12 protein-coding genes are annotated in these 16141 nt (G+C 68.1%); 4 read left to right on the forward strand and 8 right to left on the reverse strand.

Translation table 11 applies throughout. The features are described 5' to 3' along the window. Positions 1-58 precede the first annotated feature (58 nt). The 8 genes from DLM85_RS04640 to alaS form a co-directional block, all read right to left on the reverse strand. Positions 59-1183: a TlpA disulfide reductase family protein gene (locus DLM85_RS04640; protein WP_111476877.1), complete on the reverse strand. Its 1125-nt coding sequence runs from the start codon at positions 1181-1183 to the stop codon at positions 59-61. 74 nt (positions 1184-1257) lie between these two features. Continuing rightward, positions 1258-2472: a redoxin domain-containing protein gene (locus tag DLM85_RS04645; RefSeq protein ID WP_111476878.1), complete on the reverse strand. Its 1215-nt coding sequence runs from the start codon at positions 2470-2472 to the stop codon at positions 1258-1260. A gap of 128 nt (positions 2473-2600) precedes the next feature. After that, complete coding sequence (gatB, locus tag DLM85_RS04650; RefSeq protein WP_111476879.1) at positions 2601-4061, reverse strand: Asp-tRNA(Asn)/Glu-tRNA(Gln) amidotransferase subunit GatB; 1461 nt, start codon at positions 4059-4061, stop codon at positions 2601-2603. A 188-nt stretch (positions 4062-4249) separates the two neighbouring features. Next, positions 4250-5098 (reverse strand): energy transducer TonB family protein, encoded by an 849-nt coding sequence (locus tag DLM85_RS04655; RefSeq protein ID WP_111476880.1) that lies wholly within the window; start codon positions 5096-5098, stop codon positions 4250-4252. A gap of 50 nt (positions 5099-5148) precedes the next feature. After that, positions 5149-5988, reverse strand: coding sequence for a toxin-antitoxin system YwqK family antitoxin (locus tag DLM85_RS04660; protein ID WP_111476881.1), 840 nt, complete (start codon positions 5986-5988; stop codon positions 5149-5151). A gap of 105 nt (positions 5989-6093) precedes the next feature. After that, positions 6094-7044: an SPFH domain-containing protein gene (locus DLM85_RS04665; RefSeq protein ID WP_111476882.1), complete on the reverse strand. Its 951-nt coding sequence runs from the start codon at positions 7042-7044 to the stop codon at positions 6094-6096. 59 nt (positions 7045-7103) lie between these two features. Then, positions 7104-7889, reverse strand: a complete 786-nt coding sequence (locus tag DLM85_RS04670) for an energy transducer TonB (RefSeq protein WP_111476883.1) — start codon at positions 7887-7889, stop codon at positions 7104-7106. A gap of 133 nt (positions 7890-8022) precedes the next feature. Continuing rightward, complete coding sequence (gene alaS, locus DLM85_RS04675) at positions 8023-10707, reverse strand: alanine--tRNA ligase (protein WP_111476884.1); 2685 nt, start codon at positions 10705-10707, stop codon at positions 8023-8025. Between the two features lie 254 nt (positions 10708-10961). On the opposite strand from alaS, the gene DLM85_RS04680 reads away from it, so the two are divergent. From DLM85_RS04680 to DLM85_RS04695, 4 genes are all read left to right on the forward strand, one after another. Next, positions 10962-11342, forward strand: a complete 381-nt coding sequence (locus DLM85_RS04680; protein WP_111476885.1) for a MerR family transcriptional regulator — start codon at positions 10962-10964, stop codon at positions 11340-11342. Between the two features lie 89 nt (positions 11343-11431). Beyond that, a complete protein-coding gene (locus tag DLM85_RS04685) occupies positions 11432-12151 on the forward strand; it encodes an AXH domain-containing protein (protein WP_207890953.1) in 720 nt (239 codons plus the stop codon). Positions 12152-12252: 101 nt separating this feature from the next. Beyond that, positions 12253-13410, forward strand: coding sequence for a DNA-processing protein DprA (gene dprA / locus DLM85_RS04690; RefSeq protein WP_341537755.1), 1158 nt, complete (start codon positions 12253-12255; stop codon positions 13408-13410). 207 nt (positions 13411-13617) lie between these two features. Further along, positions 13618-16104 (forward strand): T9SS type A sorting domain-containing protein, encoded by a 2487-nt coding sequence (locus DLM85_RS04695; protein WP_111476887.1) that lies wholly within the window; start codon positions 13618-13620, stop codon positions 16102-16104. Positions 16105-16141: the final 37 nt, after the last annotated feature.

The raw sequence follows: 16141 nt of genomic DNA on the forward strand, positions 1-16141 counted from the left end.
CCGTCGCTCCAGCTCGGCTACAGCGGTGGGGCGGCGTTTGGTTCCCGGCCGCGGGGGCTCAGTTCAGCAGCGCGGCCACTTTCTTTTCCAGCTCCCGGCCGCGCAGGTTTTTGGCGATGATGCGGCCCTCGGGGTCGATGAGCACGGCCGCCGGAATAGCCCGCACCCCGTAGAGCTGCCCGGCGGCCGACTGCCAGCCCTTCAGGTCCGACACCTGCGGCCAACTCAGCCCGTCGGCCTGAATGGCCTTCACCCACTTGTCGCGCTCCTGGTCGAGGGAGACGCCGTAGATTTCGAAGCCCTTGGCCTTGTAGGCGTTGTAGAGCCGCACCACGTTGGGGTTTTCCTGGCGGCAGGGGCCGCACCACGAGGCCCAGAAGTCAATCATCACGTACTTGCCGCGCAGGCTGCTCAGGCTCACCACCTTGCCGTCGACGCCGGCCAGCTGAATGTCGGGCGCCGGGGCGCCCACGGCGGTGGCGCGCAGGCGGGCCTGGTTGGCCAGCAGGGCCTTGGTGTAGCGCGACACCGGCTCCAGCTTCTGGTACACGGCCGTCACGGAATCGAGAAATTCGGCCTGGGCTTCTTCGCCGATCAGCTGCAGGGCGGCAAACGGCGCCAGGTAAGTGGGCCGGCGGGCCAGCCCCCGGGCCGCCGCCGCCTGAGCCGCTTCCAGCTCCCGGCGCTCCTGGTTGAGCGCCGTGCGGGTGGCCGCGTCCCGGGTGGCGTTGTAGCGCTGCATCAGCGCCTGCATTTTCTGCACGTTGGCCAGCCGGGCCTGCTCGTAGGTCATCAGGGCCTCGGCCTCGGGGGTGCCGCCCACCCGGCCGGTGCTGGCCAGCCGCTCGGCGTCGCCGCTAACCTCCACGCGGGCGCCCGGGGCCAGCGGCACGGCCAGCAGCTCGCGCTTCTCCGGCACGGCCACGTAGTACACGGCCGCCTCGCTCACTTTGCCGCGCACCGTGAAGCGCCCCTTGCCATCGACGCTGCCCGAGCCGAGCACGGCCGCCGGCTCGGCCTGGGTATCGACGATAAACACCCGGCTGCCGGTCGGCAGGCCCTGCAGCGTGCCGCTCACCTCGAAGCGCGGGTCGGCTTTCGCGGGCTTTTCGGGTTTCTGGGCCAGCGCGGGCGCGGTCAGCAGGGCAGTCAGGACCAGCAGCGGGTACACGGGCTTGTTCATCGGCTAGCGGTGGTGGATTGAGCCGAAAGATACGCGCCGCGCGTCAGCGTTGCACCAGGGCCGGGCGGGGCCGCTTAGTCGAGGGGAATGTACTCCGCTATTTTCTGGCCCAGGGCCCAGCCCTGCAGGCCTCGGGCCAGGATGCGGCCGTCGGGGCCGATGAGCACGAGCACCGGCTGCTCTTGGAGCCGGGCGTAGTTCACGTAGCTGCGGTAGATTTCGCTTTGCCCGCCGGGCTGGGCGTCGAGCAGGCTCAGCCCGGGCAGGGCGGCCTGCCGCAGGGTCCACAGCCACTCGGGCCGGGTGCCGCCTTCGGCAATGTTGACGCAGCGCAGCCCCCGGCTGCCAAACTGCGCGTGCAGGGTCCGGATCTGCGCAAACGCCCCGTTGTCGGGCCGTTCGTAGTCGGGCTGCCACAGCGCCAGCAGCACGTACTGACCGCGCCAGTCGGCCAGGCGGTGCAGCCGGCCGGCCGAATCGGGCAGCACCACCGCCGGGGCCGGCTGGCCCACGGCGGTGCGCCGCACGGGCTGCAGCCACAAGCGCAGCTGCCGGGTGGCGCGGGCGGCGGGCAGGTACTGGTCGGCCAGCCGGCCCACCGAGTCGGCCAGCGGGTGCCACTGCGGTTCGGGCAGCACCAGGGTAGCCAGCTGCGCGGCCACGAACGAGAAGCGCCCGGGGCCCTGGCGGGCGGGGCCGGCTTGGCGCGGCAGGCGCGGCCGCTGCGCCTGCGGGGCGGCAAACCACGCCAGGTAGCGGCGCAGGGCCAGCGCGGCGCAGCGGGGAGTGGCCCGTTCCCCCGCGTCCCATACAGTTACCTCCCCGTACGAATTGTTGACTTCCGCGAACTGGTAGCACCCCACGAACAGCTGCCACCAGTACGCGTCCGGGGAGCCGGTTACTTCGGTCACCGTCTGGCCGGTCTGCTGCAGCGCCGCGCTGTTGCGCAGCCGCAGCTGCTGGCCGTTGGCCAACGGAACACTGGCAATGGGCTCGGGCAGCTGGTCGGCGGCGTCGGCCATGGTGCCCTCCAGCGCGTAAAAATCCGGCTGCGGCAGCTGCCCGCGCAGCGTAAAGCGACCGGACGGCCGCAGCCGGGCCGAGTCGAGCTGCACCTCGCCCCGCACCGAATCGTAGGCACTGAGGTACACCTGGCTGCCCGGCCGAAAGCCGCTCAGCTGCCCGCGCAGCTGGTAGCCAGCGCGAGCCGGGTGCCCGGGCCAGCGGCCACAGGCCGGCAGCAACAGGCCCAGCAGGCCCAATACGGCCAGGTGTTTCGCGGTTCGCATGGTGCTTCCAACGCCCGAAGGCGGGGCTTGGTATGGGTGGGTGGGGCTCGTTGCGCCGGCGGCGCCAAACCAAAAGCCCCGGCTGCGCGCGGCAGCCGGGGCTTTTTCTCTGTTCCGAAGGCTCGGTGTTAGGCCTGCTCCAGCTTGTCGCGCAGCAGCTGGTTGGAGAGCTTGGGGTCGGCCTTGCCCTTGGTGAGCTTCATCAGGTCGCCCATGAACATGCCCAGCAGGTTTTTCTTGCCGGCGCGGTACTCGGCCACCTTGGCCGGGTTGGCGTCGATGACCTGCTGCACCAGGGCCTCCAGCTCGCCGGAATCGGCCTGCTGCAGCAGCCCCAGCTGGTCGGCCGCTTCCGCCGCCGACTGCCCCGGGTGCTCCAGCAGGTGCGGGTACAGCTGCTTGGAGGCTACCGAGTGGTTGAGGTGGCCCGCGTCGATGAGGCCGATGATGTCGGCCAGGTGCTGAGCCGTGAGCGGGAATTCGGCGATGGTGAGGGCGCGCTCGTTCAAAAACGACTTCACCGGGCCCGACATCCAGTTGGCGGCGGCCTTGGCGTTCGGGGTCCGGCGCGTCAGCTCGTCGAAGAACAGGGCAATTTCCTTCTCGGCCGTGAGCACGTTCGCGTCGTAGTCGGAGAGGCCCAGCTCGCCGGTGAAGCGGGCGTAGAGCTGCTGCGGCAGGGCCGGCAGCTCGCTCTGCACCCGGTGCAGCCAGGCGTCGTCGACGATGACCGGGGGCAGGTCCGGCTCCGGGAAGTACCGGTAGTCGTTCATCGTTTCCTTGGTGCGCTGGGCCTGGGTGGTGCCGGTGGTGGCGTCGAAGCCGCGGGTCTGGCTGATGACTTCCTCCCCGGCTTCCAGCAGGGCAATCTGCCGCTCGATTTCGTGCTCGATGGCGCGCTGCACGTTGCGGAAGGAGTTCATGTTCTTCACCTCCACCTTGGTGCCGAACTTTGCGGCCCCGCGCAGCATCACCGAAATGTTGGCGTCGCAGCGCAGCGAGCCTTCCTCCATATTGCCGTCGCAGATGTCGAGGTACTGCACCAGCTTCTTGATTTCCGAGAGGTAGGCGTAGGCTTCGTCGGCGTCGCGGATGTCAGGCTCCGACACGATTTCAATGAGCGGCACCCCGGCGCGGTTCAAATCGACCAGCGTCTCGGTTTCCCCGGCCAGGTGCATCGACTTGCCCGCGTCCTCCTCCATGTGGATGCGGGTGATGCCCACGGGCTTCACCGTGCCGTCGGCCAGGCGAATGTCGACGTGGCCCTTGGTGCAGAGCGGGGTTTTGTCCTGGGTTATCTGGTAGCCCTTGGGCAGGTCGGGGTAGAAGTAGTTTTTGCGCGCAAACAGGTTGTCGCGCGTAATCTGGCAGTTGGTGGCCAGGCCCATCTTGATGGCGTACTCCACGGCCGTGCGGTTCACGCGCGGCAAAGTGCCGGGGTGTCCCAGGGTGATGACGGAAAGGTTGGAGTTGGGCAGGGCGCCGTACTCATTTTCATCCGCGGAGTACATTTTGCTGCGCGTGAGCAGCTGCGCGTGCACTTCCAGCCCGATGACGGGCTGGTATTTGGCTTTGATCGTGTCGTCCATAAGGGGAATAAGCGACGGGCACCGCAGCGGCGCGGCCGTCGAAGCTGCAAGTTAGAAACCCCCGCGCTTTTTTTACGCGCGCCGGGCCGGTTTGGGCCCGGCGGGGCGTAGCCGGGAAGTAGCGCGAACCGCAGATCGACGTAGTCAAGCGCTGCTTCCCGGCTATGCCCCGGCGGTGTGCCACTTGCCTATTCGTCTTTGGCTGCCGTGCGCCGCGCGGGGTAGTAGAAAAAGTCCCCCTCCAGCACGCTGCTCACCGGCTGGTCTTCGGCGGTGGCCGGGGCCAGGCGCGGCAGCTTGCGCACGGCCTCCAGTGCAGCCGCGTTCAGCTGCTCGTCGTCGGAGGCCAGCACGCGCGCGTCCTGCACGTAGCCCAGGCTGTCGACCTGAAACGCGACGTGGACCACGGCGTCGGTGGCGCGGGCGTAGGATTTGGGCACGAACTGCGCAAACTGCTTCTGCAGGCTCTGAAACACCGCGGCCTGCCCGGCACCCTTGCCGGCCAGCTTGGCGCTGCTGCGGTAGCCGGGGCACACGTCCAGCGCCTGCCCATCGGGCCCGAAACACTCGCTCCTGACCACCGCGCCGGCCCGGTTTTGCTGGTCGCGGCGCAGCTTGCCCGAGGGGTAGTAGGTTTTCATGGGGCCGTCGGGCTTGCCGAGGCGGTAGCTCACGTCCTCGCGCAGCTGCCCGCCGGGGTACCACTCGCGCACCCGGGCGTGGGGCACCTGGCCGGGCAGCTCGCCCGCGTAGCCCGCATCGAGCAGCTGCTGGTGGCCCTGCACGGTAAAGCGGCGCACGCGCCAGCGCACCCCGAGGCTGTCGGCCCGGCGCAGGATGTCGTAGGCGTAGGCGCCCGCGGCCGAGGGCAGCGGCACCAGGTTGCGGTCGAGGTAGCGCAGGGCCACGCGCTGGCCCTCGAGCTGGTCGAGGCGGGTCACCACTTTCACCTGCGCGGTGGCCGCGCTGCTCAGCCCGAGGGCCAGCCCGGCCGCGCCGGCCAGGGCGGCGCGGCGTTGAACTTGTAGAGTAGCCATGCGGGCAAGATACACAGGCCGCCCGCTACCACCAGACGACGCTTGTTCGCTCAGGGCTTGCGGCGCTTGGCCACGGCGGGGCTGTAGAGCACGAAGCCCTCAATCGGATCGGGCGCGAGGCGGCCTTCCAGGCGGGCCGGCTCGAAGCGCGGCAGGTGCCGAATGGCCTCCAGCACGGCCGCGTTCAGCGCCTCGTCGTCGCCGCGCAGGATGCGCGGGGCGGTGGCCCGGCCCAGCGTGTCGACGTAAAACGCGAAGTACACGATGCCCTTGCCCGGCCGGGCGTAGTCGGCGGGCAGGTACTGCGGGTAGTCCTGGCTGAGCTGCTGCTGCACGTCGGGGCTGCCGCTGGTGGGCTGGGCGAAGGTGTGGTAGGGCGGGCACTCGGCCGCGTCGCCGGTGGCGGTATAGCACTCGGCCCGCACCGCTTTCTGCTTGTAGTAGTCGACGAGGCGGCGCGTCTCGCCGTTGGGGTAATAAGTCTGCAGGCGGCCCTCGGCCATGCCCTTGCGGTAGCTGGCCTGCTCGCGCAGCTGCCCCGAGGGGTACCACTGCCGGCTCGGGCCCTCGGGCACGCCCCAGGGCAGCGCCCCGCCGAAGCCCAACGCCAGCAGCGGCCGGCGCGAGGCCATGTCGTAGCGGCGCACGCGCCAGCTGATGCCGGCGCTGTCGAGGCGTTGCAGCACTTCGTAGCTGGCGGCGCCCGCGGCCGCGGGCAGCGGGGCGCCGGCCGCGTCGTAGTAGCGCAGGCCGGCGCGCTGGTCCTGCAGCTCGTCGAGCACGGCCACGACCGGCAGGTCGGGCACGGGGGCGGTTTGGGCGCGGGCGGCCAGCGGCAGGGCGGCCAGGCAGGTCAGAAGCGGCAGGCGGAGAGTCGAGCGTAGGGCCATAGGCGGATGGGGCGGCGGGTGGGCACCCCCATTAAACGCAGCGCCCGCGCTTCCGTTGGGCGGAAGCGCGGGCGCGGGCAGTCGGGCCGGCCGTTGGCGGCCGGTTCAGGAGCGGCGAACCGGCGGCGAACCGCCGGGCCCGCCGGCGGCGGGCAGCTGCTGCATGGCCATCAGCTGCTGAATGCTTTTCTGCATGCCCTCATTGGAGCCGTCGAGGAAAATCACGTTGCCCTTGCCCTGTTCGGCGAAGTGCTTGATGGCCTCGGTCCACATCGAAAAGTACACCAGCGAGGGGTCCAGGTTGTTTTCCGTCAGCTCCTGCACGGCGTGGGCCATACCCTTGGTGACTTCCTCCCGGAACAGGGCCACGCCCTGACCGCGCAGCTGGGCGGCCACTTTCTCGGCTTCGGCCGCAATCTTGATGGCGTTGCCCTCGGCCTCGGCGGCCTTGGTTTTGGTGATGAGCAGGGCCTGGCCCTCGTTTTCGGCGGCGGCACGCAGGTTGCTGGAGGCCACCACCTTGGCCATGGAGCGGATAATTTCCTCGTCGAAGGTGATGTCGTTGAGCTGCAGATCGATCAGGTGGTAGCCCCACGATTCCAGCGTCGCGTCGAGCTGCTCCTTTACGTGGGCCACGATTTCGCCGCGCAAGCTGAGCACGGCCGCCTGGCGCTGGGTGGCCACGAAGGTGCGGATGCTGCCCTCCACGGTGCGCACCAGCGCCTGCATCAGACTCATCTCGTCCACGAACTTAAAGGCCACGTTCTTGATGGCCTCTTCCTCGTGGTTGAGCACCGCGTACACCAGCATGGCCTTGAAGTTCACGTTGGCCTGGTCGGAGGTAATGGCCTGGAACTGCAGCTCCAGGGAGCGGTTCTGAATGCTGATGCGCTTGTAGACGAACTCGATGAAGGGAATCTTGAAGTTCAGCCCCGGCCGCATGATGCGCTGGTACTTGCCGAAAATGGTGATGACCGCCACGGTGCCCTGCTGCACCACGACAAAGGAGAGAAAAAGCAGCAAGGCGAGCAGGAGCAGCGGAATCAGCAGATACATGCAGCGGGCGGAATTGGGAGTACGGCCGGAAAGTACGCGGAATTAAACCAATCGGCCCGCTACAGCCCCAGCTGGCGCAGGGCCTTGATGACGCCGGGCGCCTTGAAGGTGATGGGCACCAGCATGGCCATGGGCACCCGCTCCCCGTCGACGCGGCCGGGCTCGAAGGCGGGCAGGGTGCGCACGGCGGCCAGGGCGGCCGCGTCCAGCTCGGGGCTGATGCCGGATTGCACGCGCACGTCCGTCACGTCGCCGCGGGCCGTCACGGTGAAGCCCACCAGCACCTGCCCGTCGCCCACGTCGGTCAGGGACGTGGGGTACGTGAGGTGGGCCTGCAGGTAGGCGACCAAAGCCGGATTGCCGCCCGGAAACGCCGGCTCCTGCCGAAACGCCACGTGGGGCTCCACCAGCTGGCCCTCGGGCGTGAAGTACTGGCCCTTGATCAGCCGGCCGTGGTCGTAGAGGTCGTTGCGCTTCAGCTGGCCGTCGGGGTAGTAGGTGCGCAGGTAGCCGTCGATTTTCCCGTCGTCGGAGCGGTACTCCAGCCGGGGCTGCCCGTCGGGGTACCAGGTGCGCACCGGGCCCTGCACCACGCGCCGGTCGGGGCTGCGGTAGCTGACTTCGGAGTACAGGCGGCCGTCGGGAAAGAATATCTGCGTCAGCGCGGACGCCCCGGCCCGGGCGGGCAGTTTCACCTGGGTGTAGTAGGCATTGGCCGGCTTCGCTTCCAGCAGATCGGTGTCGTAGAAGCTCACGAGGGAATCTTTGATGCAGCCTTGGGGTGCCTGGGCCCAGGCCGGCGCCGCGCCCACCAGCCCACCGGCAACGAGTAATGCTATTTTCATCTACGGAATCGTTTGAGTAAAAATAGCACACCACAACCAACTTTAGCCCGACTTGGCGGCCAGAAACAAAGAACGGCGGCCCCGGAATTGCCCGGAGCCGCCGTTGCGCTTGAATTGACTTTCAGCCCGATACTTACCCCAGCAGCCCGCTCACCAGCCCTTCGGCCTTGCCGATGGCGGCATCGAGCCCAGCGGCGTTCTTGCCGCCGGCCGTGGCGAAGAACGGCTGCCCGCCGCCGCCGCCCTGGATTTCCTTGGCCAGCTCGCGCACCAGCTGCGAGGCATTGAGCTTGCCGCCTTTGGCCAGCTCGTCGTCGAGCATTACCGCCAGCTGGGGCTTGCCGTCGACGTCGGCGCCGAGCACCAGCACCAGGTTTTCCGTCACCTGCCGCAGCCCGAAAGCCAGCGTTTTGAGCGCGTCGGCCGAGCGGGCAGGTACTTTGGCAGCCAGGAAGTTCACGCCCCCGAGCGGCTTCACCTGGGCGGCCAGCTGGTCCTTGAGCTGCCCGAGCTGCTGCTGCTCGGCCTGCTCCAGCTGCTTGCGCAGGGCGGCGGTTTCCTCCGAGAGCTTCTGGATGGTGGTGGTCAGGTGCTGGGGGTTGCCCAGCAGCTCGCGCACCTGGGCCAGCAGGTCCATCTGCTCGTCCACGTACTGCTCGGCCAGCTCGGCCGTCACGGCTTCGATGCGGCGCACCCCAGCGCCCACGGCCGACTCGCTCACAATCCGGAAAAAGCCGATTTCGCCGGTGTTGGGGGCGTGAATGCCGCCGCACAGCTCCACCGAGTAGTCGGCATCGAAGGTGATGACGCGCACCACGTCGGCGTACTTCTCGCCGAACAAAGCCGTAGCGCCGCGCTCCTTGGCCACCTGCAGCGGCACGCTGCGCTCCTCGCCCAGCGGAATCTGCTGGCGGATGCGCTGGTTGACAATCTGCTCCACCTCGCGCAGCTGGGCCTCGGTCACCTTGCTGAAGTGCGAGAAGTCGAAGCGCAGCAGCTTTTCGTTCACGAGGGAGCCGCGCTGGGCGACGTGCGTACCGAGCACCTGGCGCAGGGCCGCGTGCATGAGGTGGGTAGCCGAGTGGTTTTTGCGAATCTGCTGGCGCCGGGCCTCGTCCACCTGGGCCGTCACCGGGGCGTCGATGTCCTGGGGCAAATCCAGCGTGGTATGCACGATCAGGTCGTTTTCCTTGCGGGTGTCGATGACGCGCACCTTGGCCAGCGGCGTGAGCAGGTAGCCCGTGTCGCCCACCTGCCCGCCCGACTCGGCGTAGAACGGCGTCTGGTCGAGCACGACGTGGTACTCGGTTTTGCCCTTCTGCGTCACGGCGCGGTAGCGCAGGATGCGCGCCTCGGCCGTGGTGGCGTCGTAGCCCACGAAGCGCGGCTGCTCCTGCGAGGGCTCCACGATGGTCCAGTCGCTCTGCTCCTGTTCGGAGGCGTTGCGCGAGCGGGCCTTCTGCTGCTCCAGCTCCTTTTTAAACTCCTCCTCGCTCACCGTCAGCCCCTTTTCGCGGGCCAGCAGGGCCGTCAGGTCGAAGGGAAAGCCGAAGGTGTCCGACAGCTCAAACGCCGACTTGCCGTCGACGTGGCCGCCGTGCTGGCGGAAGCCTTCTTCCAGGGCATCGAAGCGGCGCAGGCCGTTTTCGAGGGTGCGCAGGAAGGCAATTTCCTCCTCCTCGATGACGCGCGTCACGAACTTCTCCTGGGCTTTCAGCTCGGGGAAGATGCTCTTCATGTGGTCGGCCAGCACGGGCACGATCTTGTAGAGGAAGGGCTGCTTCTGATTCAAAGACGAGAAGGCGTAGCGCACGGCCCGGCGCAGGATGCGGCGGATGACGTAGCCGGCCTTTACATTGGAGGGCAGCTGCCCGTCGGCAATGGTGAAGGCGATGGTGCGGATGTGGTCGGCAATGACGCGCACCGCAATGTCGGTTTTCTCGTTTTCGGTGGCCGGCGGGGTGTTCACCGTGGCCGGGGCCGTGCCGTGGTACTGCACGCCGGCTTCCCGGGCAATGAACTGAATCAGCGGCTGGAACACGTCGGTGTCGTAGTTGGACTTCACGCCCGACACGGCCATCATCAGGCGCTCGAAGCCCATGCCGGTGTCCACGTTCTGCTGCGGCAGCTTGATGAGCGACTTGTCGGCGCGGCGCTCAAACTCCATGAACACGTTGTTCCAGATTTCCACCACCTGCGGGTGGTCGGCATTCACCAGCTCGGCGCCGGGCTTCTGGGCCCGCTCCTCCTCGCTGCGCAAATCCACGTGGATTTCGGTGCAGGGGCCGCAGGGACCGGTGTCGCCCATTTCCCAGAAGTTGTCCTTCTTGTTGCCGGGCAGAATGCGGTCATCCGAGGTGTACTGCCGCCACAGCTGCTGGGTCTCGGTGTCGGCGGCGGTGCCGTCGGCCTGGTCGCCCTCAAAGTAGGTCACGTACAGGCGGTCCTTGGGCAGCTTGAACACGTCGGTCAGCAGCTCCCAGGCCCAGGCAATGGCGTCGGTCTTGAAATAGTCCCCGAACGACCAGTTGCCCAGCATCTCGAACATGGTGTGGTGGTAGGTGTCGTAGCCTACCTCCTCCAGGTCGTTGTGCTTGCCCGACACGCGCAGGCACTTCTGCGTGTCGGCAATGCGCTTGTAGGGGGCGGGCTTGTTGCCCAGAAAGTAGTCCTTGAACGGGGCCATGCCCGAGTTGATGAACATCAGCGTCGGGTCGTCCTTCACCACGATGGGAGCCGAGGGCACGATGTGGTGGCCCTTGGAAGCGAAGAAGTCGAGGAACTGCTGGCGGACTTGATTGGCGGATGGGAGCGACATGAGCGGCGTAGCGCGAAATTTCACTTCGCGTCTTTCGGTTGGTATCTTTAGAAGGAGCGGCGCGGCTAACTTGGGCGCCGCCGGTTTTTGGCTACTTTTCGGCTTCCGAAGCCGCCGCTGCGGCCCCGGAAAGCACTTCCGGCAAAGGTAGAAAGGTATTAGGTATTGGGTAATAGGTCGTGGGACATTGTTTCGCGCCCCACCACCCAGCCTTTTTATCCTAATACCCACTACCCACTACCTACTACCAGTCCATGCCCTACAAAGAGCGCGACATCGAGAAGCAGTACTACACCATCGGCGAGGTGGCCGCGCAGTTCGACGTGGCCCCGTCGCTGATCCGCTTCTGGGAAACCGAGTTCGACGACCTGAAGCCGCGCAAGAGCAAGAAGGGCAACCGCCTCTACTCCCCGCAGGACATCGAGACGTTCCGCACCATCTACCACCTGGTAAAGGAGCGCGGCTACACCATCCCCGGCGCCCGCGACCTGATGAAGCAACGTGGTCCCCAGCTCAAGGAGAAAGTCGACGTAATTCACTCGCTGGAAAAGGTGCGCAACTTCCTGGTGCAGCTGCGCAAGGAGCTGGACGTGGCCGGCAAGCAGGCCAGCGCCGGTTCCGCGAACGAGCAGTAACCCCTACCGCCTGGCGGCAGTACCGGCTATAATAAAACGTACTCCAACTTGAGGCTATGAGGGCGTGGCTGATACCCGTAGCGCTGAACATGTTGCTGGTCACCGGGGCTTTCCCGCACGAGCAATCGGTGGTGGCCGCGCGCCAGCGTACTGTAATGGCAGGAGCGGCGCGGCCACCGGGAACATTTGGCCGCTGGGTAAACCGGCGTACCAAACCTATTGGGCGGACGCTGGAGAAAGTGCTGCCCTTCCGGCTGGTTAAGCAGCGCCTCGTTCACGGGTGCGGCCGCTGCTTCCCGGCCGATACCCGCATCAGCCTGCCCGGCGGCGCCACCTGCCCCATCAGCGAGCTGCGCGTGGGCCAGAGCGTGCTGGGCTGGAACCCGGCCACCGCCACCCTCGACACCGCGCAGGTAGCAGCCCTGGCCACCGTCGTGCACGACTCGCTGCGGCTGCTCGCGTTTGCCGATGGCCGCACCGTGACGGCCACGGCCGACCACCCGTTCTGGGTGCAGCACGCGGGCTGGGCGTCGCTGGCGCCCGCCCTGACCACCGCCCGCTACGCCACCGGCCCCACCCGCCTGCTGCGCCCCGGCGACAGTTGCCTGGTCTTCAGCGGGGCGGCCCGGCTCGCGCCCACCCGCCTGCGCCACGTCACCGCCCTGACGGCCTGCGGCGTTACTACCTACACCATCACCCGGCTGAGCCACGGCAGCGTGTTCTTCGCCAACGGCTTGGCCGTGGGCGTCGAAGGCAACCCGCGCCGCAACGGCCGGCCGCCCAACCATTCCCTGGCGCGGCGTTTCTAGCTTCCGGCCCTTGCCCGGGCAAAGCCGAACCTGTTTCTATATTTACCACCTATCGACTCCCGCCCTTTTCCGACTTTTAGGACAATTAACCACGCATTCCCGTGCCGTTATTCTCATCTGCCGCTGACGCGCAGCCGGCCCCCGCATCCGACACTACCACTTCCCTCCTCTCGGAAGTTGCCCTCACGCTGCTGCCCGGCATCGGCCCGCTGGTCACGCGTCAGCTGATCGGTTACCTGGGCTCGGCCCAGAACGTGCTCAACGCCGGCCCCAACCAGCTGCTGAAAGTGCCCGGCGTGGGCCCCGCGCTGGCGCAGGTGCTGCGCAGCGCCACGCCCGCCCTGCGCCAGGCCGAGCAGGTGCTGCGCCGGGCCGAGAAAGACGGCGCCCGCCTGCTCTACTACACCCGCCCCGACTACCCCGCCCGCCTGCGCCCCGTGCCCGACGCGCCGGTGCTGCTCTACTACCAGGGCACGGCCGAGCTGAACAACCCGCGCACCCTGGCCGTGGTGGGCACGCGCCAGGCCACCGACTACGGCCGCGAGCAGACGGAAAAGCTCGTCAAAGGCGTGGCGCCCTACCAGCCGCTCATCGTCAGCGGGCTGGCCTACGGCATCGACATCGTGGCGCACCGGGCGGCCCTGCAGGAAAACCTGCCCACGGTGGGCGTCATGGCCACCGGATTGGACTCGATTTACCCCCACGCCCACCGCCGCACGGCCGAAAAGATGCTGGAGCAGGGCGGCGGTTTGCTCACCGAATTCACCTTCGGCACCCCGCCCGACAAGTACAACTTCCCGGCGCGCAACCGCATCATTGCCGGCCTGACCGACGCCACGGTGGTGGTGGAAGCCGCTAAAAAAGGCGGAGCGCTCATCACCGCCGAGCTGGCCCAGGACTATAACCGCGAGGTGCTGGCCGTGCCCGGCCGACTCGATCAGCCCGCGTCTGAGGGCTGCAACCACCTGATTCGCACCCAGCGCGCCGCCATCTACACCGGCCCGCAGGACGTGGAGCAGCTGCTCAACTGGGACGGCGCCCTGCAGCCCGCCGCCGTGCCCGCGGGCCTCAGCCCGGCCGACTTCACGCCCGAGGAGTTCCGCCTGCTGGAAATCCTGCTGGCCCACAAGGAAAAGCAGATCGACGAGCTGAGCTGGCAGGCCCAGCTGCCCATCAACCAGGTCTCGACGCTGCTGCTGGGGCTGGAGTTCCGGGGCGTGGTGCGGGCCCTGCCCGGCAAGAAATTTGCGCTGCTCTAAGCTGGGGACGGGGCCTGCCCGCCACCGCGTGGCCGCCGCGGCGGCATTACACTGATAATAAGCACGCTCCGCTTATCCGACCACTGGCTCTACCGGTGCGCGCTGCCCCGCAGCCCGGCCGAGCTGTGGCTCCGGTATACCAACGTGTATTTCGACGGCGTTGACGCCTTGCATTTTTCCCTTTTCATTCCTCCTTTTTTATCGTCCATGAAAACAGTTCGACTATTTACCGCCGTCCTGAGCCTGGCCGTGCTGGCCGCCCGGCCCGCCGCGGCGCAGGGCTTCGACCCGTCCTTCGCCGCGCCCAGCGTGTACGCCCCCGGTACGACCACGGCGACCCTGGAGCAGCCCGACGGGAAACGGGTGGTGGCGGGCTCGTTCGTGCGCATCGACGGCACGCCGGTTTCCTCCCGGGTGGTGCGCTTCAACCCCGACGGCACGCTCGACACGCCGTTTCTGCAAAACGTGGGCCCGTCGACCCTCATGCAGCGCATGCACCTGCTCAGCAACGGGCAAATCCTGCTCATCGGCCTCGGCGGGGCCACCACGGCCGGCGGCATCACGCGCCAGGACCTGGTGCGCCTGAACGCCGACGGCACGGCCGATGCCAGCTTCGATGCCGGCACCGGGCCGGAGGAGCAGGGCACGCACATGTACCTCGACGATGCCGTGTCGTTGCCCAACGGCAAGGTGGTGGCGGTGGGCCCGTTCGACCACTTCGACGGCGCGGTGGCCAACTACATCGTGGGCCTGACCAGCACCGGCGCCCTCGACCCGACGTTCAACCCCGGCACCGGCGCCAACGCCGTCGTGCGCACGGTGGTGGCGCTGCCTTCGGGCAAGCTGCTCATCGGCGGCTTTTTCACCAGCTACAACGGCAACCCCTGCCAGGGCCTGGCCCGCCTGAACGCCGACGGCAGCTTCGATGCCACGTTTTCCCGGTCCGTCACGGCCCTGGAAGTCATCAACATCGTGGTGCAGCCCGACGGCAAAATCCTCATCAGCGGCACGCTCCAAGCCAACGCGGGTTTGATGCGCCTGAACGCCGACGGCTCCATCGACAACAGCTTCACCATTCCGACGCAGCTCTACCCGAACACCATTTACGGGGACGGCATGCAGGTGCAGCCCGACGGCAAGATCCTGGTCATCAACTCCGGCCCCACCCGCGCGCCCGTGGTGCGCCTGAACGCCGACGGCACCGTGGACGCCAGCTACCAGTCGGGCACCAACCCCATCGGGTTTATCAACTCCATTACCCTGCTGGCCAGCGGCAAGAGCCTGGTCATGGGCTCGTTCACCGAATTCAACGGCACGACGGACCGCACCCTGGTGCAGCTCACCAGCACGGGCGCCGTCGACGCGAGCTTCCTGCCCAAAATCCAGACCAACGGCGGCGTCAACGCCCTGGCCCGGCAGGCCGACGGCAAGTACGTGGTGGGTGGCACCTTCTCCGAAATCAACGGGCAGGTGGCGCGCCGCCTCGCCCGCTTCAACGCCGACGGCTCGCTCGACGCCGCCTTCAGCACCAACACCGGCGGCCTGGGCGTCGTGGTGAACGACCTGGCCCTGCAGCCCGACGGCAAGGTGCTGGCCGCGGCCGGCGCGCAGGTGCGCCGCTTCCTGGCCAGCGGCAGCCCCGACAACGGCTTCACCGCGGGCACCTTCGTGGGCACTCCGAACCGCCTGCTGCTCCAGCCCGACGGCAAGGTGCTGGTGGGCGGCACTCACCTGAGCTACAACGGCCAGTCGGCCCCCTACCTGCTGCGCCTCACCGCGGCCGGCACCCACGACAACACCTTCGTGCCGGCCACTACCGGCGCCAACTCCATCAGTCAGTTTCACTCGATGGCCCTGCAGCCCGACGGCAAGCTGCTGGTGGCGGCGTACGTGCGCCCGGCCAGCGGCAGCGCCGTGTCGCGGGTGCTGCGCCTGAGCGCCACCGGCGCCGTCGACGCCACCTACACCTCGCTGCCCATTACCAGCGCCGGCAACGTCAATTCGTCGACCTTCCGGGCCACCAACCTGGTGCTGCAGCCCGACGGCAAATTGCTGCTGGCCGGCGCGTTCGGCGCGGTGGGCGGCGCGGCCCGCGGCAACGTGGCGCGCCTGAACGCCGACGGCACGCTGGACGCCGGCTTCGTCCCGGCAACGTTCAACGGGGCCGTTTCGGCCCTGGCGTTGCAGCCCAACAACCGGGTGCTGCTCGGCGGCTCGTTTAGCGCCCCCAACCTGTCGGCGAACCTGACGCGGCTGAACGCCGACGGCACGGCCGATGCCAGCTACCTCGCCACGGCCGTGCCCAACAGCATCGTGCGCACCCTGCTGGTGCAGGCCGATGGCGGCATCATGGCCGGCGGTTTCTTCACCGGCCTGAGCGGCCAGCCGGCCATGGCCCTGGCCCGCATATCGGCCCCGAACGTGCTGCACGCCGCCCTGCCCCAGGCCGTGGCCGACCGCACCCAGGCCTGGCCCGTGCCCGCCCGCACCACCCTGCACGTGCGCCTCGACCCGGGCGCCCGCGCCCAGACGCTGGAGCTGCTCGACGTGCTCGGGCGCCCGGTGCGCCAGCAGGCGCTGGGCAGCGCGGCCGACGACGCCACGGTGGCCGTCGACGGGCTGCCGACCGGCCAGTACCTGCTGCGCGTGCATTACGCCCAGGGCGCGGTGACGCGCCGCGTCAGCGTGCAGTAAGCCCAGGGCGCGGTGACGCGCCGCGTCAGCGTGCAGT

The sequence above is a fragment of the Hymenobacter edaphi genome (assembly GCF_003258365.1).
In the GTDB taxonomy this organism is placed as follows: domain Bacteria; phylum Bacteroidota; class Bacteroidia; order Cytophagales; family Hymenobacteraceae; genus Solirubrum; species Solirubrum edaphi.